This is a genomic window from Nocardia sp. (genome assembly GCF_025465275.1).
GTDB lineage: Bacteria > Actinomycetota > Actinomycetes > Mycobacteriales > Mycobacteriaceae > Nocardia.
On the sequence record NZ_JAODNK010000073.1, the window covers coordinates 48284 to 69391 of the forward strand.

Sequence of the window (21108 nt, forward strand, 5' to 3'; positions counted from 1 at the left end):
ATCAAGCTGGACTCGATTCACCTGTCTGAGACAGAGGAGGCAGCAGTGGCGCTGCAGACACGCACGGTGACCAATGGCGATATCGAGATCGCGGTCTACGAACAGGGTGTCCCCGAGGGACCGACCATCGTGCTGGTGCACGGCTGGCCGGATTCCCATCGGCTGTGGGACAACGTCCTCCCCCATCTGATCGATCGGTTCCGGGTCGTCACCTACGATGCCCGGGGGCACGGGCGGACCACCAATCCCAAGGACCACCGCGCCTTCCGGATTCCCGAACTGGCGACCGACTTCTTCGCCGTCGCCGATGCGGTGAGCCCGCACGAACCGGTCCATGTGCTGGCGCACGACTGGGGTTCGGTCACGGTGTGGGACGCCGTCTGCGAACCGGATGCCGAACAGCGCATCGCCTCGTTCACCTCGGTCTCCGGCCCCAATCTCGACCATGCCGGCCGCTGGGCGCGCCGCCGCCTGGGCCGGCCCACACCGGGCAATCTGGTCGCGCCGCTGGCCCAATTGGCCTCGCTCGCCTATCAATTCGCCTTCATGGCGCCGGTGACGCCGCCGCTGGTGCGGATGGGCCTGCGCGGCCAGGTATTCCGCTTGGGCCTGCGCCTGGCGCAGGGCACGCCGTTCGAACAGGTCACGCTCGGCGATACCTTCACCGAGGATGCCGCCAACGGCCTGCAGATCTATCGCGCGAATCTGGTGGTGGCCAAGCTCTTCTCGGCCCGCGACCGGCATACCAGGGTGCCGGTGCAGCTGATCGTCGCCCAGTACGACCCGGCGGTGCGCCCGGCGGTCTTCGACGACGAATCCGAATGGACCGATCAGCTGTGGCGGCGCGATCTGAAAGCCGGGCACTGGGTGCCCTATTCGCATCCGCAGGTGCTGGCCCGGGCCACGATTCAATTGATCGACGCCGTCTCCGGGCAGGAACCCTCCCGCGAATTGCGGCGAGCCGAGGTCGGACGCACCCGCCGCGCCTTCGACGATCATCTGGTGGTGATCACCGGCGCCGGTTCAGGTATCGGCCGTGAGACGGCCCTGGCATTCGCACGCCTGGGCGCCGAGGTGGTCATCTCGGATATCAATGGCGACGCCGTCAAAGACACCGCGGCCCTGATCGCCGAGTTCGACGGCAGCGCCTACCCCTACACCCTCGACATCTCCGACGAAGCCGCCGTCCAGGCGCACGCCGATGAGGTCGCCGCCGTGCACGGTATCCCCGATGTGCTGGTCAACAATGCCGGAATCGGCCAGGCCGCACCGTTTCTGCGCACCCCCAGCGCAAGCTTCAAACGCGTCCTGGATATCAATCTCTTCGGCGTGATCCACGGTTCCCGCGCCTTCGGCCGGCTCATGGCCGACCGCGGTCTCGGCGGTCACATCGTGAATGTCTCCAGTATGGCCGCGTATACGCCGCAGCAGGGCTTCAGCGCCTACTCCACCAGCAAGTCCGCCGTCTTCACCTTCTCGGACTGCCTGCGCGCCGAACTGGCCCAGGACAATATCGGCGTCAGCACGATCTGCCCCGGTATCGTGCACACCAATATCGTTCGCACCACCGAGTTCTCGGGTGTCACCGACGAACAGCAGCAGCTCCGCCAGCGGGCCTTCGACACCCTCTACCGCCTGCGCAGCTACCCGCCTTCGAAGGTGGCGACGGCGATAGTCCGTGCGGTACAGCACAATCGCGCCGTGGTCCCCGTCACCCCGGAGGCCTGGGCCGCGTACTACGGCACCCGCCTCACCCCGCCGAGCCTCATGCGCTTCGGTGCGGCCCGCGCCAGCCTGGCTCGATAGCGAAGCAATACCGTCCACCGGTACGGCAGCGGAGTCCGATCCGCCGCTGCCGCACCGGTATTCATATCCAGCACCAACCGAGCGCCGGGCTCCGCACGTGAGACGCAGATCAGCATGTCCCCCTGCGACCGCTGGGCGTCATTGAGCACGGTGTCGCGGTGTTCGACGGCGCCGGAGAGCACCCGCACCTTGCAGGTCGTACAGAAACCCTGCCTGCAGGAGTACGGGACGGAGGGGTCGGCCTCGGCCACCACCGCGAGCACACTGCGATCGGCCGGCACGTCGAGAGTTCTTCCGCCACGGCCCAGCTGGACCGTGAACGGCTGCCCGTCCCGGATGGGCGGCGGCGAGAAGCGCTCGCAGTGCAGCTCCACGCCGGGCGCTCGCGCGACACGTGCGGCCACCACATCCAGCAGCGGTGGCGGTCCGCAGACGTACACGGCGAGGTTCGAATCCAGCTGCGGCACCAGGTCTTCCCCGTCCGGCAGGCCGGATTCGTCATCGGTGCGAATACGCACCCGATCGCCGTAGCAGGCGATCTCGTCGAGGAAAGGCAGCGCGCCGCGATGGCGGCCGGTGTAGACCATGGACCAGTCGACGCCCGCGAGATCGGCGGCCCGCATCATGCCGAGAATCGGGGTGATACCGATTCCGCCTGCTACGAAGCGAATTCGCCGTGCGGCCCCGGTGCGATCATCGCCCGCGAGGGTGAGCGGAAAGGCATTGCGCGGACCGCGAATCTCCACCCGTGCGCCCGGGTGCACGCTCCCGTGCAGCTCGAGCGAGCCGCTGCCATCGGCTATGCGCCGCACCGCGATTCGATAGTGGAACGGGTCGTCCGGATCACCGCACAGTGAGTACTGCCGCATACGCCCGGAGGGCAGCACCACATCCAGATGTGCGCCGGGCCGCCATGCCCGCAGTACCGCACCCTGCGGATGCGCGAAGACGAAGCTGACCACGTCCTCGTCGTCGGCGACGACTTCCCTGTCCACCAGCACCAGTTCGCGGGTGTAGTTGATCGGCGGCCGCACCCGGCCGTCGGGTGAGCACCAGGCCAGCACGCGCGCACCGGGCGCGATCAGCTTGTCCGCCACCATGAGTAGCGGATCACGCCGCAGCGGCGGGGCCCAGAACGCGGGTGGCACACCGCGCCTGCGCATTTCGGCAATCCGGCCCTCGACTGTCTGCAGCTCGGGAGCACGGGTCATGAGGCGTGCGCCAGCTTGGCGGCCGGGGACTTGGCCAGATACGCGACGGCCTGAGCTGTATCGCCGGTGTCCTCCGGGTCGTAGTCCGCGCGTATGAACGAGGCGAAGCCGCTGCCGATCAACCGCCAGGGCGGCAGCACCCCGCGCCGGATTCCGCTGCCGATCTCCCGGAATACCTTGACCGGACCCATCTTCGGCGTGGTCGGATCATTGCGGGTGAGCCACCATGCGATGGCGATCAATCCCGCCGGCAGGCCCACGCTGCTGCCCAGGTAGATGGTGACCAGCCGGGGCCGCCGAGCCCCGAAGTAGCGCGCCACATTCCAGGCCACACTGCGGTGTTCCACCTCTTCGGCCCCGTGCCAGCGGAACAGATCGGTCAGCGCCGGATCGGCGTCGAGGGCCTCGAAATCCTGATTGAGAATCCAGTCCCCGCCCAGCGCCGTGAAGTGTTCGAGCCCCGCGATCACGGCCAGCATCTGCACCACAACACGGTGTCGCAGCTTCTCCGGCAGCGTGTCCAGCCGCGCGATGGCACGGTCGAACAGGTACTCGGCCTCGGTCATGATGGGTTCGGGATCGATCCCGTGCCGCTGCAGGAACTCCCAGATCGCCTGATTGTGGGATTCGGCGTGGACGGCCTCCTGCCCCATGAAGCCGATCATCTGCTCGCGCAGTTCGTCGTCGGCCACGTACGGCAGTGCGCGCCGGAACATTTCGACGAAGCCACGCTCACCGATCGGCAGAATCAGATTGAGACCCGAGATGGCGTGGGAAGCAATGGGTTCGCCGGGAATCCAGTGCAGCGGTGCGGCACTGAAATCGAAATGCACCTCGCGCGGCCGCAGCGCGACCCTGCCCACCTGCTCGTTCATGATCGCTCCTTCGTCCGGCCGCCGGACCGCCTCATTGCCGTCCGGGCCACCGCGACGCTTCGTATGCCACCAGTCTCGGACAGTTGATGAGCGTTGTCCACGATTCGACAATATTTGTCTGAGACAGTCTACTCAGATGATCTTCGGCCTTACCGCGCTTCCGACCCAGCTACCCGTCCTGTCCCGAATAGGGTCGAAATCGGCTGCCACTTTCGGCTTCCGATGATGATCGACCCCATGACACACTGAGACACCCGATCTTGGGAGGTCCTCTATGCCCGAACCGCGCCCGGGCGGCTTCCGGCGACTGCGCCGCCGCGCCGAATCCGACACCGTCGGGCAGCCGCCGACCCGCGCTTCTGTGCGGAATGCCAAGATCGTCGCCCTACCGGTCGCCTATGCGGCGCGGCGCGCGGGCGGTTTCGGCCGGCGGGCACTGGGGAAGCCGGCCCGCGAGGTGGAGCTCGATATCCAGGCGCGCACCGCACAGCACATGTTCGAGGTGCTCGGTGAACTGAAGGGCTGTGCGGCGAAGCTCGGCCAGGTGCTCGCGCTCTACGAATTGGCCCTGCCCGCCGAGTTGGGGGCACCCTATCGGGAAGCGCTGAGCCAGCTGCAGGATTCCACCCCCGCCATGCTCCCGGGCGCGGTGTACGAGGCGATGGCCGCGAGTATGGGCGTGGACTGGCGGGACCGATTCATCTCCTTCGAGCCGCGTTCCTGCGCCGCCGCCTCGGTCGGCCAGGTGCATCGCGCGGTCTGGAGCGACGGCCGCCCCGTCGCGGTCAAGATCATGTACCCGGGCGCACGCGAATCGGTGCAGTCCGATCTCGCACAGATCCGCCGACTCGCGCCCCTGGCAACGGTTTTCATGCCGGTCGCCGATACCCGCGCGTTGGCGGACGCGTTCACCGAATGCATCACCGAGGAACTCGACTACGCCAAAGAGGCTGCCGCGCAGCAGGTTTTCGCCGAGGCCTACGCCGATGACCCGGATTTCGCCGTCCCCCTGGTGGTGCACCAGCAGGGGGATGTGCTGATCAGCGAATGGCTCGACGGTATTCCGCTGCCGCGCATCATCGCCTCCGGGGACCAGTCCGAGAAGGATCGGGTCGGCCTGCTGCTCCTGCGGTTCGTGGTGTCCAGCTTCGCTCGCACCGGGCTGCTCTACAGCGATCCGCACCCCGGCAATTTCCGGGTACTGCGCGACGGCCGGCTGGGCATCGTCGATTACGGCGCCTGCCCACCGTTCCCGTCAGCCTTTCCCACGGTGGTCGGCGAGATCGCCGACGCAGCGCTCAACGGGTCCAACGCCATGCTGGAGGCAGTGCTGCGCGGGCACGGATTCATCTGCGCCGACGGCGATTTCGATATCGACGGACTGGTCGCCATGACCGCCCCCATCCGCGAGATCACCCTGCAGCACACCTCCCACCTGACCACCGCATGGTTGCGCAAGCAGGTACTTCGCGCCACCGAGCCACGGCTGTCGAACGTCAGCAGGCAACTCACCTCACCACCGGAGTACACCCCGATCGGGCGCACCATCCTGGCCGGGGCCGGGGTGCTGTGCCAATTGGGCATCGAGGGGCCGTTGCGCGATGAACTGCACGCGTACCTACCGGAATGGCGGGCGGCGGTCGAGCGTTTCCACCTCGGTGAGGGTCCCGCGGCCGGGACCCTCGCACGCGCGGGGATTCTCGTCAGAGATGCATCCATTTCGGCCACAGCTGTGACCACGGTTTCTTGATCCCGGTGCACTTCCAGAGGGTGACGTTCCGCGTATTGCCCGGGAATCCGATGCGGGTGTTCACCTTTCCCACCGGATCGACGTGCTCGAACTCACCACGCAGCACCGCCTCGTAGCTGCCCACGGCCAGTACGGCGGTGGCGTCGTCGGGCGGTGCGCCGAAGTAGCCGAAACCCCGGCTCGGACTGTAGATATCCGGCAGCTGTTTGCGGCCGAACTCATCCAATGCCGCTGCCTGCCAATAGGTATCGGTAATGATGACGGCATTCGACTGCTCCTGCGGACTGAGCCCGTCGAAGGCGCGATCCACCTCCTCGGTGAGTTCGCGCCAGCCGAAGGATCCGTAAACACCGATATTGACGGCCGCCTCGGCATCGTCGGCGGGCGGGCGAACCGAATCGGCCGAACGCCACGGCGTGGAATACAGCACGAAAGCCGCTGCACAGGCGGCCAATACCGTGATGAGGGCAATGAGAACCCGCCGTCCGGCGCTGCCCATCCGCTCGGCGGTCGTCACCACACCGACCGCACCGGCGGCGATCGGAACGGCGTACATCCCGGCGGCATAGTAGATCCGCCCACCGGTGATCAGGAACGCCAGGAAAAGCAGGATCAGCGTGACGCCCAGAAAGCGGTAGGGCCGCAACGACTCCCACGCCACCAACACCCACAGGCCGTACAGCAGCAGTAGCGCGCCCAGGAATCCGGCCAGGCTCACCGACATCGGTACGAATTGCAGGCGGCCGCCGAGGATCCCCTGTTCCGCGCCGATCACCCGGCCCATCTCGATTTGCGGCCAGTCGTGGTGCGACTGCCACAGCAATTCCGGCACCGTCACGACCACCACGATCACGCCGCCGAGCCAGAGCAGTGGTCGTCGCACCAGATCCCGCGGCCCGAACACCAGGCTGCTCGCCGCCACGGCCAGCCAGAAGAACGGAATCAGCCACTTCACCTGCATATCGATCGCGGTCACCAGGGCCGCGGCCAGCAGCAGCCGGTCCTCGCGGGTACGTACCCAGCGCACCACCAGCCAGGTGATGATCACCCACAGGGCGGTATCGACGGCATTGGTCGTCAGCATGGCGCCCTGCAGCAGCAGGAACGGGGAGGTCGCGTAGCCGAGAGCCGCCAGCGCCTGCGCCCAGCGCCCGCCACCGAATTCCCGGGCGAGCATGGCGCACAGGATGATTGCGGTCACCGTGAGCGCGACCGCGGGCAGCCGCAGGACGAAAAACGATTCGGGGGCGAGGATATCCATGAACCGGGCCACCATCGGCAGCACCGGCCCCTGGTCGGCGTATCCGAAGGAAGGCCGTCGACCGGCCGCCAGGAAGTACAGCTCATCCCCGAAGTAGCCGTACCGCGTAGCCGAGAGCAGCAACACCACAGCAGCCGGAACCGCGACCGCTGCGACCGCCTGCCACGATAGGGCCGGGCGCTCGTGGACTACCGTTTTCCGTCCGGTCGGACTCGGCTGAGCTGGACTATCCACCACATCGGTCATCGGCATACTCCTGCATGGCGGGTACTGCTCGAAGTGACAAAAGCGGTCATTGGCGAATCTACAGCGTCCTCTGGAGCCCTTCCGCACACGAAACACCTCGAACCCGCATCGGCGGCTCGCGCAGCCACTCGGGTGCATCCCGGAGTTCTATACTCGAATCTGCATGCGCCTGTCGCGCAACGCATTTCCGTCTAGGAGACCGGCATGCCCGAGCCCACCCCCGAAACCAATCCGTACGGCGCCCCCACCACCACCGGTCCGGAACCCATCCGGTCCTATCAGGGCGCGCTCAATACCGTCATCCGCGCCCTGCTGCGCATCCCCGTCATCGGCAACCAGATCGGCAAGAAGCTGATCACCCTGCATGTGACCGGCCGCAAGTCCGGCAAGGTCTACGACGTCCCCGTCGCCTATACGCGGCACGAGGGGGATCTGCTCATCGGCACCGCCAAACGCCCGTGGGTGCGCAATATTCGCAAGGACGTGCCGATCGAGGTCTCGCTGGGCGGTCCGAAGCGCACCGCCGACGCCGAGGTGTTCGAGGACAGTGAATCGGTCATGCGGCTCTACGACCTCATTGCCCGCGACAATAAGCAGAACGCCAAATTCAATGGCATCGGGTTCGACCCGGACGGCAGCCCGCACCAGGCCGATATCTATCAGACCTGGCAGCTGGGCGGCGTAGTCATTCGGATTACCCTGCGCTGAGCTCCGGCTGACGCCAGGCCGACGAGCTCCTACTTCGCGATGTGCGCTTGGACGTAGTCCGCCGCCGACAATCCGACAAGAGTCTGGCGAACCACCGGCGGCGCCCAGGCGGCCGACGCATCGTGTCCCACCACCGGATCACTCAGCGGCACGGTCCGCCCGCGCATCTCCAGCTCGAATTTGCCGGCGGCGCGGATATTCTTCAGCCAGTCCACATCCCGGCCGTAGGTGAGCGCGATGCGGTAGCCGTCGCCGCGCCGGAACACCATGACCGGCGACCGGTAGACGCGGCCGGATTTACGGCCGACGTGAATCACGATCCCGAAACCCGGTGCGACGCGCGCCATGATGCCGAGCACGGGATTGGTGATCCGTCGATTGATTCTCGCGAGCGCCTGCGGCAGCGGCATGGTCTCGTCCTCTCCCACAGAGATCAAAACGGTTGCGTCCCAGAGATTACGCCGCCGCCACACGGTCCGGGCGGCATCGCGACACCCCGGCCTGGTTAGGGTGCACCGGAGACCGTCGGCCGCACGGCGGCACAGGAGGGAGCGCTCATGTCGGAGCTGATCGCGGTATATGACGCCGCCGGTCACGAGGTCGGCGTCGAGGAGCGCGCCGTGGTGTACGCCGAAGGGCTCTGGCATGCCAGCGCGGGCGTACTGGTGCGTTCCCTGGACGGAGAACGCATCTACGTGCACAAGCGCACCGATACCAAAGCGGTCTTCGCCGGGATGCACGACTGTCTCGCCGGCGGCGTGCTCGATCCCGGCGAGGATCCGGCCGGAGCCGCGATCCGGGAGCTGGGCGAGGAGCTGGGAATCGAGTTGGGCCCCAGCGACGACCGCCCGCGTCCCCTGGTCACCGCGGCCTGGGACGGCGAGTGGGCAGGCCGTCCCATGCGCTGCCATCTCTTCGCCTACGAGGTGCGCTACGACGGCCCGATTCGGCATCAGCCGGAGGAGATCGTCGACGGCTGGTGGTGGACCGACGCGCAGCTGCGGGCACATCTGGCGGATCCGGCGTGGCCGTTCGTACCCGACACCCGCAGGATGATCCCGAACCTCCTGCGCTGAGCGGGCCCGCGCGGTGCTCCTAAGGCACCGGCCCGCCGCGGATGTTCGGGTGGTGCGCTGCGGCGGCCGGCACATCGGCGGGCGATCCGCCGAGCGGACCCTGCAGGAATGCGTCCACGATGTCGACTGCCGCGCGCTGGGTATCCACCGGTCCGCGCGAACCTCCGATGAACTGCGCGAGCACAAAACGTGCGGGTGCGGCAAGGAATAGCGGTGCGTCGGTGAAGCTGAAGTGATTCGCCTCGGCGATCTCGTACCGGAAACCACCGACCTGCAGATGCTGAATGAGACTGCGATTGCGATCGAGGAACTGCGCGGAATGACCGGTCTCCGAATGATCGCTCTCCAGCAGCAGGAACGGCCGCTGCAGTGCCCGGTCGGGGAGATCGCCGTAGAGCGTGCCGTCGATATTCACCGCCGCCTTGATCCGTGGATCCAGCGCCGCGGCGGCGACCGCGGTCGCACCACCGAACGAATGTCCGATCGCCGCAACGTGATCGGTATCCAAGCGGCCCGCGAGCACACCGACGGTGTCGGACCGGTCGAGCTGATCGACCACAAAACGCAGATCCGCCGCGCGCACCGAGAGTTGCTCGGCCATATAGCGATCGCCGTCCGCATCGTTGCCCGGGAACTGCCCGGTCGGCGTCGCGATGGTGCCGTCGGCCAGTTCGGTGACCGCCGACTCATAGGGGTGATCCACGGCCAGCACCACGAATCCCCTACTGGCCAAATCGGTGACGAGGCCGGTGTAGAACGCCCGCGGGGCGCCGTATCCGGGTGAGAACAGCACCACCGGCCAGCGCATGCGGGCCGCGCTGATCGGCACATCGGCGAACGCATGGGTGTCGATGGACCCGTAATTGCTCATGATGAAACCCGGCACCTGCGACACGCTGCTGGGCAATCGGCCGAGCCCGTCGATATACACCCAGCTCCGTCCGGATTCGAACTCCGTCGGATACCACGCCTGCACAACAACATTGCGGTGGTCGCCGGTGGCTGCCGTGGCCGTCTCCGGTCGTTGCTGATCGACCCAGCGAAAGATCTCCGAGCCCACCCGGTAGTGCCCGGTCGGCTCGGGCAGGCTCGGCACCGGCTGAAAACCCCAGGGCAGGATAGCGATCAGCGCGAGCAGGCCGAGGGTGCCGCGACCGACACGGGTGGAAATCCGCCGGCGCTTACTCGCGTTCGGAGAGGTTCGGCTCAGCGTCAGCCCCGCCGTGCCGCCGATGACCACATAGATCGGCACCATCTGCCAGTAGAAGTTCTCCAGTACCCATTGGACCAGGCAGCCGATGACCAACAGCGGCACCATGATCGGCGCAAAGCGCGCGGCCCGGCCCGGGGATACCGCCGCTACCACCGCGAAGAGTATGGCGGCGCCGGGGACAACCGCATCGATGATCGACATTGCCTCGAGCATTGCGCATCGAGTACCGCCGCCACGTCGGCGAAAAGTAGCGATTCATGTCATCCCCCAGGATGATCCGGGAGACGCCTGCCCCGGAAACGAGAACAGCCCATCCGAGTCCCGCGCGACTCGGATGGGCTGTTTACGTTTTGCGGCTCAGGCGCCGGTGCTACCGGTGAACAGACCCTGCAGGGTCTTGATCAGAACCGAAGCCAGGAAATCCGATGCGGATCCGGACACGCGCTACTCCTCATCTATCAATGACAGTCGAACATCCGAAGCATGCACGTTCCAGATTCATCGGCGGAGGATTTTCACAAGAAAATCTCAGAATCTGACACGAGATTTCCGGTAGAACGTGTTCCAGCTGCAGTTATGTCAATGCTGAAGACTTGTGTTCTGTGTCATATTCCTACCCCGACGAGGCGGACGAGCCCGCCCACGCCGCGAAGGCGCCAGGATTGCGCGTCTGCAGCAGCACTCGTCCCGGCCCGATGAAATCGAAGACAAAACCCTCACCGGATTTCAGCGACTGCAGCGATCGCCCCGAGACCGCCCGGCGAATGGAGAAATTCATGGCCAGGTCGTAGGCGACCACATGCCCGGTATCGATGGTCACCGGCTCCCCCGGCGCCAGATCGATGACATCGATGGCTCCGAACACACCGAGCACCACCTCACCGTCACCGTGCGCGCGCAATCCGAAACCGCCCTCACCGCCGAACAGATTCGCCAGCCCGCCCCACTTCGCCTCCACGGTGACCGCGGCCGAATTGGCGATCCAGCCGCCGCGACTGATGAAGAAGGGCCGATCCTGCGTAATGGTCAGCGCCAGCATGTCGCCGGGCAGCGCGGGCGCGACATCCACCCAGCCGCCCTCCGCCGGTGCGGTGAAGGTGGAGACGAACAGTGATTCGCCCGCCAGCACCGACCGCTTCAGCCCGGCGATGAGGCCACCCTCGACCTTGGCGGCCAAGGAAACTCCCGCCGAATGCGCGACCATGGCACCGCTCTCGACCCGCATGGGCTCGCCCCCGGCCAGAAAGCAGCGGGCAATGGTCGACGACGGATTGTGCCGCAGTTGAACCTTCATGTCCCGGGACGTTAGCAGCGAAAACCTGGCATGCGGGCACGATCCCGGCGCGTCTCTCCCCGCAGGTCGAGCCATCCCGCCCCGCGCGCGCCCGGGAGATGGAATGATGCCGACCGCAGAGTCCGATGCGCCATCCCGCAGCTGAAGGAGATCCCCACCGGTGAATAACGAACCGCACGCGCAGACCCTCGACGGCGACCACGCCCGGCAGCCTCGCCGAATTCGCCTCGGACGCAAGGCGCTACGGCGGATCGGACTTCTCGGTGCGGCCGTCGCGATCACAATCCTGGTGAGCGGGCGCGCCCAGGCGATGCCGAACCAGCTGCGCGATACCGCACCGGGTTGCTTGACTGCCGCGGCCGGTCAGCCCAATGGCATGCAGTGGCCGTCCGAGCCGGGCATGACCATCGATCAGAATGCGGGATACACCGCGGCGCTGCAGAGCAATTGCGGCACCATCGCGCTGAGTCTGGATGCGGCCCAGGCGCCGCACACCGTGAACTCCTTCGTCTTCCTGGCCGGGCAGCAGTATTTCGACCACACCAAATGCCACCGCCTGACCACGCAGGGCATCTTCGTCCTGCAGTGTGGTGATCCGACAGCCAGCGGCACCGGCGGCCCGGGCTACAAATTCACCGATGAGAACCTCGCGGGCGCAACCTATCCCGCCGGCACCGTGGCCATGGCGAATGCGGGCCCCAATACCAATGGCAGCCAGTTCTTCCTGGTCTACAAGGACTCGCAGCTCCCGCCCAACTACACCCCGTTCGGCCACGTCACCGCCGGTCTGGATGTGCTGCAGAACATTGCCGCCGCCGGTGTCGAAGGTGGGTCCGGCGACGGCACGCCCGCAGCGGAGGTAACTCTCGACTCCGTCTCGACAACGCAGGGCTGACCATCCGCTGATCTTTCAGCCCAGGTGCCGCATGCTCGGCCACTCGTGCGACCACGGTGCGCGCGGGTGGTCACACCGCCAGATGGTGATATCACGGGTGACGCCCGGAATGCCCAGGCGCGCATCGGCGCGGCCGACCATATGCAGTTGCGGCCAGCCGTGCCGGGCCTGCCAGAGCAGGCTGGGCAGGGTGGACAGGTACACGCCGAGGACACCAGCCCACAGCGCCGGACGCCGCAGCAGTTCGCGCGGGCCGAAGCACAGCACGCCCACGCCGGCCGCGATCCAGAAGAACGGGATCAGCCACTTCACCTGCATATCCAGCGCTGTCGCCGCGGCCGCCCCCAGCAGCAGACCGTCGTGGCGGGTCCGCACCCAGCGGATGAGCAGCCAGCTGATCAGCACCCACAGCGCGGTGTCGATCGTATTGGTGGCCAGTTGATCGCCCTGTACGAGCAGGAACGGCGAGGTGGCGTACGCGACGGCGGTGAGCGCCTGCGCCCCGCGGGAGCCGCCGAACTCCCGGGCGATCTGCGCACTCAGCACGATCGCGGCGACGGTGACCAGCACCGCCGGAATCCGCAGCGCCACCACCGATCCCGGTGCGATGAGGTCCATCAGCCGGGCCATGGCCGGCAACAGCGGCCCCTGATCCGCATAGCTGGCGGCGAGCCGGCGGCCCGCCGACAGGAAATACAGTTCGTCGCCGAAGTAGCCGTACCGGCCGAGCGTCGCCAGCAGCGCCAGCCCGCCGGCGGCAGCGATCGACAGCACCCAGACCGTCGCGAACGGTGGCACACCCGGGTTCGATTCCTGTTGCACTACTTCGGTTTCCAATGTCCTGGTCACTACTCCCCCTGCGTGCTTGTTGCCAGGTCGAACAACCGGCACAGGTGTGCCGCGTACTTGCGCACGTCGAAATCGGATTCTTGAATGGCGCGCCCGGCGGTGCCGTCGATGGCATCCCGAATGGACTTGGCCATGAGCATGGGATCGAAGTCACCGAATACCCCGTCGCGCTGACCTTCTCGCAGCATGTCGATGAGCGGCCGCAGGATCTCGTCCGCCCCCTCGGCGTAAGTGAACTTCAATTGCCCTTCGGCATCGCGCAGATTCAGCACCACGTCGGTCATGGCTGCCACGTACCGCTTATTGGCGGCGATGAAGCCCAGATTCGATGCTATGTAGGCCAGCAACCTATTTCGCGGGCCCTCGACGGCCGCGATCACCGGCGTCTTGAACTCCGCCCCGAAACGTAGAGCTGAATCACCAGCTGCGTCATCAGATCGTCTTTGCCCTCGAAGTGGTAGGAGATGACGCCCTTCGAGATACCGGCGTGCTTCACGATCTTGGCCAGCGACGCATTGCCGTAGCCGACCTCGGAAATCACTTCCACCGCCGCAGCGATGATTTGCCGGCGGCGGGCGTCCTCGATGAAGGACCGCTATTGACCGACCGTCTCATTTTCTGACCGCGCGGCCAAATTTTAGAACAGTCGGGCAGAAATGCGCCAGCCCCGGAAATGGTGGCGCCCGCTACGCCGCACGACGGTGCGGGGTAGCGGGCGGCCGGAGCGGGTGTGGGGCTACTTTCCGCCCTCCGTGAGGGTCACGGGCTTGGCGGTGTAGCTGCTGCCGGTCACGTCGACGCCCTGGGATTTCAGCAGGTCGAGAGCCTTACCGGCATATTCTGTGGTGTAGGCGTCGGCGTCGGGATCCTTGGTGAGGACGGTCGCGCCCTCCTGATTGCGGGTGGTCTTCGCAATGGCGACGGTGCGATCCCAGGCGGCCTTGTCCACCATGCCGATGCCACTGGGCGAAGGCCAGATCAGCTTGTTCACCTCGGTGATCTGCCACTCCTGGTGGCTCGCGCCGAGGGTGGAACCGGCGGCGACGGTGATGTCACGGCACTTGTCGACATTGTCGCGGCAGAAGGCCCAGCCCTTGAGCGAGGCGGCGATGAACTTCACCGTCTGGTCGGCGTACTTGCTGTCCTTCAGCTTGGCGGTATTGGCCCAGATGGCGTCCTGCAGCATGGCCACACCCTGGTCGTTCCAGTCGATGAGGTTGAAATCGTCTGCGGTGTACAGCTTTCCGGTGGCCGGGTTCTTCACCTCCAGCAGCTGCGCGTACTCGTTGTAGGACATGGCCTGGGCGGCATCGATATCGTGCGAGAGGAAGGCGTTCATATCGAACTGCTGCTGCACCAGCTTGACGTCCTTGGCCGGGTCCAGACCGGCCTTGGTCATACCGGCGAAGAGCTCGAATTCATTGCCGTAGCCCCAGTTTCCGACCTTCTTACCGCGCAGATCGGCGGGGCCGTTGATGCCCGTCGTCTTGAAGGAGACCTGTTTGGTGCCCGAGCGCTGGTAGATCTGCGCCACATCGGTGATGCCCGCTCCGGCTTCGCGCGAGGCGAGGGCCTTGGGCACCCAGGCGATGGCGTAATCGGCCTGCCCCTGTGCCAGCACCGTCTGCGGCACGATATCGGTTCCGCCGTCGAGGATGTCGACGTCGAGGCCCTGCTCCTTGTAGAAACCCTGGTCGACAGCGGCCAGATAACCGGCGAACTGCCCCTGCTTGAACCACTGCAGCTGCAGCTTCACCTTGGTGAGGCCGCCTGCGGTGGTGGTGCTGTCGGACGTACTGCACGCCGTCAGCGCTGCCAGGCCCAGCACCGCGGCGGCCAAACAGGCCCGGAAGCGGTATTTATGTGTGGTACTTCTCATTTCGATCTCCAGAGGGTGGTGCGGGGTCGGCGAGTGAGCTGTTCGAGCAACAGCACGGCGGCCAGGAACAACAGGCCCAGGATCATGGCGGCGGTGACATAGGCCCAGGCGCGTGGATAGGCGGTATTGGCGGCGGCGGAGGTGATGCGACTGCCGAGTCCGTGCTGCAGACCGCCGAAGTATTCGGCGATGATCGCCGCGATCACGGCGCTGGGCGCGGCAATCCGCAAGCCGGTGAACAGATGCGGCAGAGCGGCGGGCAGTCGGACCGTCCGGGTGATCTGCCAGCCGGTGGCGGCGTACGCGGTCATGAGGTCCGACTGCACCTGCGGTACCTGACGCAATCCTCTGACGGTGCTGACGAATACCGGGAAGAACACCACGATCGCGGCGACAAGTCGGCGCGGGAAATCGGTGGTCGTGGAGTACATGGAGTTCAACAGCGGTGCGAGCGCCACAATCGGCACCGCCGCCGCACCGGCCGCGAGCGCACCGAGCAGCCCGCCGACCACTTCGAACCGGACCGCCAGCATGGCTGCGGCGATACCGAGGAACGCGCCGACGAAAAGTCCTATGAGCGCATTGGATCCGGTGGCGACTGCGGCCTTGGCTATGGCGTCGAAATTGCTGGAGAAGGCGTCGGCAATCGCCGACGGCGACGGCAGCAGGAAGGACGGCACACCCGCCGCGACGGTGAGCAATTGCCACAGCGCGAGCATGGTCACGCCGAAGAGCACCGGCGGCAGGCCGGTTTTGAGTATGCGGGTCACCGGATATCCCGTCCCGCAGTGCTTTTCGGCTCGGTGCCGTGACCTTCGTGCAGTGCGGCGCGCACGGCGGCGACCGACGCGAAGAAGGCGTCACTGGAGCGCACATCGGTCTCGGCGTGCCGGTCCCAGCCCCCGGTTTCGAGCACCGCGGTGATCCGCCCGGGTCGCGGTGTCATGACCACCACGCGGTCGGAGAGGAATACCGCCTCGGGAATGGAGTGCGTGACGAAAATGACTGCGGCCCCGGTCTCTTCGGCAATACGCAGCAGTTCACCCTGCATGCGTTCACGGGTCATCTCGTCGAGTGCGCCGAAGGGTTCGTCCATGAGTAGTAGCGGAGGTTTGCGGGCGAGGGCGCGGGCAATGGCGACGCGCTGCTGCATACCGCCGGAGAGTTCGCCGGGATAGCGGCCGGCGAAGTCGGTGAGGCCGGTGATCTCCAGGAGTTCGGCGCTACGGGCACGTCGTTCCCGCTTACCGATACCGTGCAGTTGCAGCGGTAGTTCCACGTTCTCCTGCACGGTGCGCCAGTCCAGGAGTCCGGCCTGCTGGAAGGCAATGCCGTAGTCCTGATCCAGCCGCGCCTGGCGCGCGGACTTGCCGTGCACCACAACCGTTCCCGAACTCGGCTGCTCCAGGTCGGCGACAATGCGCAGCAGCGTGGACTTGCCGCAGCCGGAAGGTCCGATGAGCGAGACGAATTCACCGGCGGCGACCGACAGACTCACCTCCTGCAGGGCCGTCACCGCCCCGGCGGTGAAGATCTTGCCGACAGCGCTCAACTCCACGGCGGCGACGGAATCGGCTGGTGCCGGCGGCTCTTCGGCTAGGGATGCTGCGACGGTCACTGGGTACCTCCTGACGAACGGCCGCGGCTGTAGCGGCGCAAGGCGAACTCGGCCAGCCCGACCAGGGCGGTGAGCACCACGCCGAGCAGGGCGGCCGCGATGACCGCGGCATACAGCCGGGCGGCATTACCGGTGGACTGCTGGGAGAACACGATGATCTGACGGCCGATGCCGCCCGCGGTGCCGGTGGAGATCTCCGCGACCACCGCGCCGATCACCGACGCGGCCGCGCCGAGTCGCAGGGCGGGCAGCAGATAGGGCACCGCGGCGGGCAATCGCAGGTGCAGCAGGGTGCGCCACCAGCCGGCCGCACAACTGTGCAGCAATTCCACCGAAGCCTTGGACGGCGATTGCAAGCCGCGCAGCATGCCGATGGCGACCGGGAAGAACACCAGGTAGGAGGCGATCACCACAATGCTCATCCAGGGTTGCCAGGGCTGCCCCGCAATGTGGATGCGACCGCCCCAACCCGCCACCAGCGGAGCCAGCGCGATCAATGGAATCGTCTGGGAGACAATCACATACGGAAGTAGGCCGCGCTCCACCCATGCGAAGCGCTGCATGAGCACGGCGAGCGCTGTGCCCACCACGGTACCCACCACCAGAGCCAGCAGCGCCAGCCCGAAGGTGAAGCCCGCCGTGTGCAGCAGGGTCGCGCCGACGGTGCGCTTACCGTCGCGCTCGCCGAGGACGGTGATCACCGCCCACACGTGCGGCAGCGCACCATCGGAGGTGCGTGGCAGCACGCGGGTGCTGCCGAGGCTGACGCCATTGGCCGGCACCAGATCCTTCACCAGTTCCCAAGCGGCGAGCAGCAATACGAATGCCGCAACCGGATACCCGGCCCCGCGCAGCAGGGCCACGCCGCGGCGGCGCGCGGACGCCGTGTATTCCGAGCGCGGCGGTAGCACGGCCGCCGCGAGATCCAGCACCGGTTCCGGTGCCACCGTTGTCGAGTCCGTCATAGTCGGTCACCTATTGAGCTCGGAGGCCACCGCCCGGCGTGGCCGTGATTCCGGAAACGCGGCGAATCACGCACCGCTGCCGTGGCTCTCACGAAGCACTCGCCGTCGCCGTGACGGGGTGCGCGAGGCGCGGGAGCACCGATTCGCCGTATGCCTCGAGGGTCGAGGTCTTGGCATCGTGCTGCAGGTAGACCGCGAACTGGTCGACGCCGAGCGCCTCCAGTTCGCGCAATCGCACCAGATGCTCGTCCGGACTGCCGATCAGGCAGAACCGGTCCACGATGGAGTCGGGCACAAAATCAGCGTGCGTATTTCCGGCGCGCCCGTGCTGGTTGTAGTCGTAACCCTGACGGCCCGCGATGTATTCGGTGAGCGCCTCCGGAACCTCGCTGTCGGCACCGTATTTGGCGACGATATCGGCGACGTGGTTGCCGACCATGCCGCCGAACCAACGGCATTGCTCCCGTGCGTGTTTCAGCCCCGGCACCGTCCCATCGGTGATGTAGGCCGGGGCGGCAACGCAGATGGTCACGTCCTTCGGATCCCGTCCGGCGCGTTCGGCGGCGGCCCGCACCCGGGCGATGGTCCACGCGGTGATATCCGGATCGGCGAGCTGGAGAATGAACCCGTCGGCCATCTCGCCGGTGAGATCCAGTGCGCGCGGGCCGTATCCAGCCACCCACACCGGCAGCCGCGAGGACTGCGCCCACGGGAGCCGGACGGTGGTATCGCCGATGGTGGCGGCGCGGCCGTTGCCGAGTTCCCGGATCACCTCGATGGCTTCCCGCAGGGTCGCCAGATTCGAAGGCCGCCCGCCGAGGGTGCGCACGGCCGAATCACCCCGTCCGATACCGCAGATGGTGCGATTGCCGAACATCTCGTTGAGCGTGGCGAAGGTCGAGGCGGTCACCGTCCAGTCCCGGGTGGCCGGATTGGTGACCATCGGCCCGACCACGACTTTCCGGGTGGTCGCCAGGATCTGGCTGTAGATCACATACGGCTCCTGCCACAGCAGATGCGAGTCGAAGGTCCACACGTGCGAGAAGCCGTGTGTCTCGGCGATTCTCGCCAGTTCGACGACCCGTGAGGCGGGCGGCGTGCATTGCAGAACCACACCGATATCCATGCGGGCACCCTCCGTTCGAATCAGATGAGGTTCTGGGACAGTTCGCGTTTCACGAAGCGGCCGTGACCGGCCGCGCCCAGGTACTGCCCGGCGTCGATGACCACCCGGCCACGGGAGAGCACCGTGTCCACATGCCCGTCGATCTCGAAGCCCTCGTAGGCCGAGTAATCCATATTCATGTGATGGGTCTTGCCGAGCCCGATGCTGGTGTGCCCGTTCGGGTCGTAGATCACGATGTCGGCATCGGCACCCGGGCTGATGATGCCCTTGCGCGGGTACATGCCGAACATGCGCGCCGGCGTCGTACAGCACACCTCGACCCACTTCTCGAGCGAGATGCGACCGTCCTTCACACCCTGGAACATGAGGTCCATCCGGTGTTCGACGCCGCCGATTCCATTGGGGATCTTGCTGAAATCGCCGACACCGAACTCCTTTTGGCCCTTCATGCAGAAGGGGCAGTGATCGGTGGCCACATTGGTGACGTCACCGGTGCGGAGGAACCGCCACAGCTCGTCCTGATGCCCTTCCTCGCGGGACCGCAACGGTGTCGAGCACACCCACTTCGCACCCTCGAAACCCGGTGCGCCCAACTGCTCTTCGAGCGACAGGTACAGGTATTGCGGACAGGTCTCGCCGAAGACGTTCTGCCCCCTGCCCCGTGCCGTCGCGATCTGTTCGAGCGCCTGTTTGGCCGAGACATGCACGACGTACAGCGGCGCACCGGTGACCTGCGCCAGCATGATGGCCCGGTGGGTGGCCTCCTCCTCCAATTGCCAAGGCCGCGAGGTGCCGTGGAAGTAGGGCGAGGTATCACCGCGCTGAATCGACTGCTCGACGAGCACATCGATGGCAATGCCGTTCTCGGCGTGCATCATCAGCAGGGCGCCGAGGTCGCCCGCACTCTGCATGGCGCGCAGGATCTGCCCGTCGTCGGAGTAGAAGACACCCGGGTATGCCATGAACAGTTTGAAGCTGGTGACACCCTCGGACACCAATTCGGCCATGCCCTTGAGAGATTCGGCGTTCACGTCACCGATGATCTGGTGGAACCCGTAATCGACGGCGCATTTGCCCGCGGCCTTCTGATGCCACAGCGCCAGGGTGTCCTGCACTCGCTCGCCCGGCTTCTGGATGGCGAAGTCGACAATGGTGGTGGTGCCGCCCCACGCCGCGGCGCGCGTACCGGTCTCGAAGGTGTCCGAGGCCTCGGTCCCGCCGAACGGCATCTGCATATGCGTATGGCCGTCGACGCCACCCGGAATCACATACTTGCCGGTGGCGTCGATGACCACATCGGAGGCGGCGGCAAGATCACTGCCGAGCACCGTCGCGCCCGGTTGCAGCACTGCCGCAATGGTTTCGCCGTCGACGAGGACATCGAGCAGCTGGGAACCGGTGGGGGACACCACCGTTCCGCCGTGAATGAAAGTAAGCATCAGGGGTTCACCAGCGGTCCGTAGGCGTCCGGGCGGCGATCGCGATAGAAGGCCCAGCGGTCGCGCACCACCTTGATCAGATCCATATCGAGGTCACGGACCACAAGTTCGGGGCTGGTGTCCGAGGCGACCTCACCGACGAACTTGCCCTCCGGGTCGACAAAGTAGCTGGTGCCGTAGAAATCGTCATCGCCGAGCTCTTCGATGCCGACCCGATTGATGGCCCCGATGTAGTACTCGTTGGCCACCGCCGAGGCCGGCTGCTCGAGCTTCCACAGATAACTCGACAGCCCGCGCGAGGTGGCCGAGGGATTGAACACGATTTCCGCGCCCGCGAGGCCCAGCGCCCGCCAGCCCTCCGGAAAGTGCCGGTCGTAGCAGATGTAGACGCCGACCTTGCCGACCGCCGTATCGAATACCGGCCAGCCCAGATTGCCCGGCCGGAAGTAGAACTTCTCCCAGAAGCCGGTGACCTGGGGAATGTGGTGCTTACGGTACTTGCCGAGGTAGCTGCCGTCGGCATCGATGACCGCTGCGGTGTTGTACAGCAGGCCGGACTGCTCCTGCTCGTACACCGGCAGCACCATCACCATGCCGAGTTCCCGCGCCAGCGCCGCGAACCGGTCTACCGTGGGACCGGGTACCGATTCCGCGTAGTCGTAGTACTTGGCGTCCTGGACCTGGCAGAAATAGGGCCCGTAGAACAGCTCCTGGAAGCAGATCACCTTGGCTCCGGCCGCGGCGGCCTGCCGCGCATAGTCCTCATGCGCCTTGATCATGGACTCTTTGTCGCCGGTCCAGTTCGTCTGGACCAGCGCAGCTCGAACGATTGCCATACTTTGTGATACTGCACCCGAATCGAATTTCGTTGTGTTACAAGTTGACGGAAACAGTTTC

Annotated in this window: 21 protein-coding genes; 5 read left to right on the forward strand and 16 right to left on the reverse strand. The window is 66.1% G+C overall.

Annotation, left to right across the window (positions count from 1 at the left end):
* Positions 1 to 45: 45 nt before the first annotated feature.
* Positions 46 to 1806, forward strand: a complete 1761-nt coding sequence (locus JWN03_RS16845; RefSeq protein ID WP_297615559.1) for an SDR family oxidoreductase — start codon at positions 46 to 48, stop codon at positions 1804 to 1806.
* On the opposite strand, the gene JWN03_RS16850 is transcribed toward JWN03_RS16845, so the two are convergent.
* Together JWN03_RS16850 and JWN03_RS16855 are read right to left on the reverse strand one after the other, a co-directional pair.
* Positions 1737 to 2969: a PDR/VanB family oxidoreductase gene (locus JWN03_RS16850; protein WP_441343007.1), complete on the reverse strand. Its 1233-nt coding sequence runs from the start codon at positions 2967 to 2969 to the stop codon at positions 1737 to 1739. The two genes, JWN03_RS16845 and JWN03_RS16850, sit on opposite strands and share 70 nt — an antisense overlap.
* Before the next feature lie 44 nt (positions 2970 to 3013).
* Positions 3014 to 3892, reverse strand: coding sequence for a metal-dependent hydrolase (locus JWN03_RS16855; protein ID WP_297615563.1), 879 nt, complete (start codon positions 3890 to 3892; stop codon positions 3014 to 3016).
* Between the two features lie 274 nt (positions 3893 to 4166).
* On the opposite strand from JWN03_RS16855, the gene JWN03_RS16860 reads away from it, so the two are divergent.
* Positions 4167 to 5642 (forward strand): ABC1 kinase family protein, encoded by a 1476-nt coding sequence (locus JWN03_RS16860; RefSeq protein WP_297615565.1) that lies wholly within the window; start codon positions 4167 to 4169, stop codon positions 5640 to 5642.
* Here the strand turns inward: JWN03_RS16860 and JWN03_RS16865 are convergent.
* A complete protein-coding gene (locus tag JWN03_RS16865) occupies positions 5596 to 7149 on the reverse strand; it encodes a glycosyltransferase family 39 protein (protein ID WP_297615567.1) in 1554 nt (517 codons plus the stop codon). The genes JWN03_RS16860 and JWN03_RS16865 overlap by 47 nt on opposite strands.
* Positions 7150 to 7353: 204 nt before the next feature.
* On the opposite strand from JWN03_RS16865, the gene JWN03_RS16870 reads away from it, so the two are divergent.
* A complete protein-coding gene (locus JWN03_RS16870) occupies positions 7354 to 7857 on the forward strand; it encodes a nitroreductase/quinone reductase family protein (RefSeq protein ID WP_297615569.1) in 504 nt (167 codons plus the stop codon).
* 29 nt (positions 7858 to 7886) lie between these two features.
* Here the strand turns inward: JWN03_RS16870 and JWN03_RS16875 are convergent, their stop codons facing one another.
* Entirely contained in the window at positions 7887 to 8285 is a 399-nt protein-coding gene (locus JWN03_RS16875) for a nitroreductase family deazaflavin-dependent oxidoreductase (RefSeq protein WP_297615758.1), read from the reverse strand.
* 129 nt (positions 8286 to 8414) lie between these two features.
* Between JWN03_RS16875 and JWN03_RS16880 the strand changes: the two genes are divergently transcribed.
* Entirely contained in the window at positions 8415 to 8933 is a 519-nt protein-coding gene (locus JWN03_RS16880; RefSeq protein WP_297615571.1) for an NUDIX hydrolase, read from the forward strand.
* Between the two features lie 19 nt (positions 8934 to 8952).
* On the opposite strand, the gene JWN03_RS16885 is transcribed toward JWN03_RS16880, so the two are convergent.
* Positions 8953 to 10347, reverse strand: coding sequence for an alpha/beta hydrolase family protein (locus JWN03_RS16885; protein ID WP_297615573.1), 1395 nt, complete (start codon positions 10345 to 10347; stop codon positions 8953 to 8955).
* A gap of 412 nt (positions 10348 to 10759) precedes the next feature.
* The gene (locus JWN03_RS16890) at positions 10760 to 11440 is read right to left on the reverse strand and encodes a TIGR00266 family protein (RefSeq protein ID WP_297615575.1); all 681 of its coding nucleotides are present in this window, start codon (positions 11438 to 11440) and stop codon (positions 10760 to 10762) included.
* A 160-nt stretch (positions 11441 to 11600) separates the two neighbouring features.
* Here JWN03_RS16890 and JWN03_RS16895 point away from each other — a divergent pair, with 160 nt between their 5' ends.
* Positions 11601 to 12335, forward strand: a complete 735-nt coding sequence (locus JWN03_RS16895; protein ID WP_297615577.1) for a peptidylprolyl isomerase — start codon at positions 11601 to 11603, stop codon at positions 12333 to 12335.
* A 15-nt stretch (positions 12336 to 12350) separates the two neighbouring features.
* Here JWN03_RS16895 and JWN03_RS16900 read toward each other — a convergent pair whose 3' ends face one another.
* The 10 genes from JWN03_RS16900 to JWN03_RS16945 all read right to left on the reverse strand — a co-directional run bounded on the left by JWN03_RS16900 (position 12351) and on the right by JWN03_RS16945 (position 21047).
* Positions 12351 to 13184 carry an ArnT family glycosyltransferase gene (locus JWN03_RS16900; RefSeq protein ID WP_297615579.1) on the reverse strand — a complete coding sequence of 278 codons (834 nt, stop codon included), beginning with the start codon at positions 13182 to 13184 and terminating at the stop codon, positions 12351 to 12353.
* Complete coding sequence (locus JWN03_RS16905) at positions 13184 to 13564, reverse strand: hypothetical protein (protein WP_297615581.1); 381 nt, start codon at positions 13562 to 13564, stop codon at positions 13184 to 13186. The genes JWN03_RS16900 and JWN03_RS16905 overlap by 1 nt, the downstream gene beginning before the upstream one ends.
* Positions 13561 to 13731, reverse strand: a complete 171-nt coding sequence (locus tag JWN03_RS16910; protein ID WP_297615583.1) for a TetR/AcrR family transcriptional regulator — start codon at positions 13729 to 13731, stop codon at positions 13561 to 13563. The genes JWN03_RS16905 and JWN03_RS16910 overlap by 4 nt, the downstream gene beginning before the upstream one ends.
* A 189-nt stretch (positions 13732 to 13920) precedes the next feature.
* On the reverse strand, positions 13921 to 15063 hold the full coding sequence (locus JWN03_RS16915) for an ABC transporter substrate-binding protein (protein ID WP_297615585.1): 1143 nt from the start codon (positions 15061 to 15063) through the stop codon (positions 13921 to 13923).
* On the reverse strand, positions 15060 to 15833 hold the full coding sequence (locus JWN03_RS16920; RefSeq protein ID WP_297615587.1) for an ABC transporter permease: 774 nt from the start codon (positions 15831 to 15833) through the stop codon (positions 15060 to 15062). The genes JWN03_RS16915 and JWN03_RS16920 overlap by 4 nt, the downstream gene beginning before the upstream one ends.
* On the reverse strand, positions 15830 to 16681 hold the full coding sequence (locus JWN03_RS16925; RefSeq protein ID WP_297615589.1) for an ABC transporter ATP-binding protein: 852 nt from the start codon (positions 16679 to 16681) through the stop codon (positions 15830 to 15832). Before JWN03_RS16925 ends, JWN03_RS16920 begins: the two co-directional genes overlap by 4 nt.
* On the reverse strand, positions 16678 to 17646 hold the full coding sequence (locus JWN03_RS16930; RefSeq protein ID WP_297615591.1) for an ABC transporter permease: 969 nt from the start codon (positions 17644 to 17646) through the stop codon (positions 16678 to 16680). Before JWN03_RS16930 ends, JWN03_RS16925 begins: the two co-directional genes overlap by 4 nt.
* 88 nt (positions 17647 to 17734) lie before the next feature.
* A complete protein-coding gene (locus JWN03_RS16935; protein WP_297615593.1) occupies positions 17735 to 18772 on the reverse strand; it encodes a TIGR03842 family LLM class F420-dependent oxidoreductase in 1038 nt (345 codons plus the stop codon).
* Between the two features lie 20 nt (positions 18773 to 18792).
* Complete coding sequence (hydA, locus tag JWN03_RS16940; protein ID WP_441343005.1) at positions 18793 to 20211, reverse strand: dihydropyrimidinase; 1419 nt, start codon at positions 20209 to 20211, stop codon at positions 18793 to 18795.
* Positions 20211 to 21047 carry a nitrilase-related carbon-nitrogen hydrolase gene (locus JWN03_RS16945; protein WP_297615595.1) on the reverse strand — a complete coding sequence of 279 codons (837 nt, stop codon included), beginning with the start codon at positions 21045 to 21047 and terminating at the stop codon, positions 20211 to 20213. Before JWN03_RS16945 ends, hydA begins: the two co-directional genes overlap by 1 nt.
* Positions 21048 to 21108 lie beyond the last annotated feature (61 nt).

Coding starts and splice junctions, on each gene's coding strand:
- JWN03_RS16850 (WP_441343007.1), bottom strand. CDS start 2,969: ATGCGCAGGCGCGGTGTGCCACCCGCGTTCTGGGCCCCGCCGCTGCGG.
- JWN03_RS16855 (WP_297615563.1), bottom strand. CDS start 3,892: ATGAACGAGCAGGTGGGCAGGGTCGCGCTGCGGCCGCGCGAGGTGCAT.
- JWN03_RS16860 (WP_297615565.1), top strand. CDS start 4,167: ATGCCCGAACCGCGCCCGGGCGGCTTCCGGCGACTGCGCCGCCGCGCC.
- JWN03_RS16865 (WP_297615567.1), bottom strand. CDS start 7,149: ATGACCGATGTGGTGGATAGTCCAGCTCAGCCGAGTCCGACCGGACGG.
- JWN03_RS16870 (WP_297615569.1), top strand. CDS start 7,354: ATGCCCGAGCCCACCCCCGAAACCAATCCGTACGGCGCCCCCACCACC.
- JWN03_RS16880 (WP_297615571.1), top strand. CDS start 8,415: ATGTCGGAGCTGATCGCGGTATATGACGCCGCCGGTCACGAGGTCGGC.
- JWN03_RS16885 (WP_297615573.1), bottom strand. CDS start 10,347: ATGTCGATCATCGATGCGGTTGTCCCCGGCGCCGCCATACTCTTCGCG.
- JWN03_RS16890 (WP_297615575.1), bottom strand. CDS start 11,440: ATGAAGGTTCAACTGCGGCACAATCCGTCGTCGACCATTGCCCGCTGC.
- JWN03_RS16915 (WP_297615585.1), bottom strand. CDS start 15,063: ATGAGAAGTACCACACATAAATACCGCTTCCGGGCCTGTTTGGCCGCC.
- JWN03_RS16930 (WP_297615591.1), bottom strand. CDS start 17,646: ATGACGGACTCGACAACGGTGGCACCGGAACCGGTGCTGGATCTCGCG.
- JWN03_RS16935 (WP_297615593.1), bottom strand. CDS start 18,772: ATGGATATCGGTGTGGTTCTGCAATGCACGCCGCCCGCCTCACGGGTC.
- hydA (WP_441343005.1), bottom strand. CDS start 20,211: ATGCTTACTTTCATTCACGGCGGAACGGTGGTGTCCCCCACCGGTTCC.
- JWN03_RS16945 (WP_297615595.1), bottom strand. CDS start 21,047: ATGGCAATCGTTCGAGCTGCGCTGGTCCAGACGAACTGGACCGGCGAC.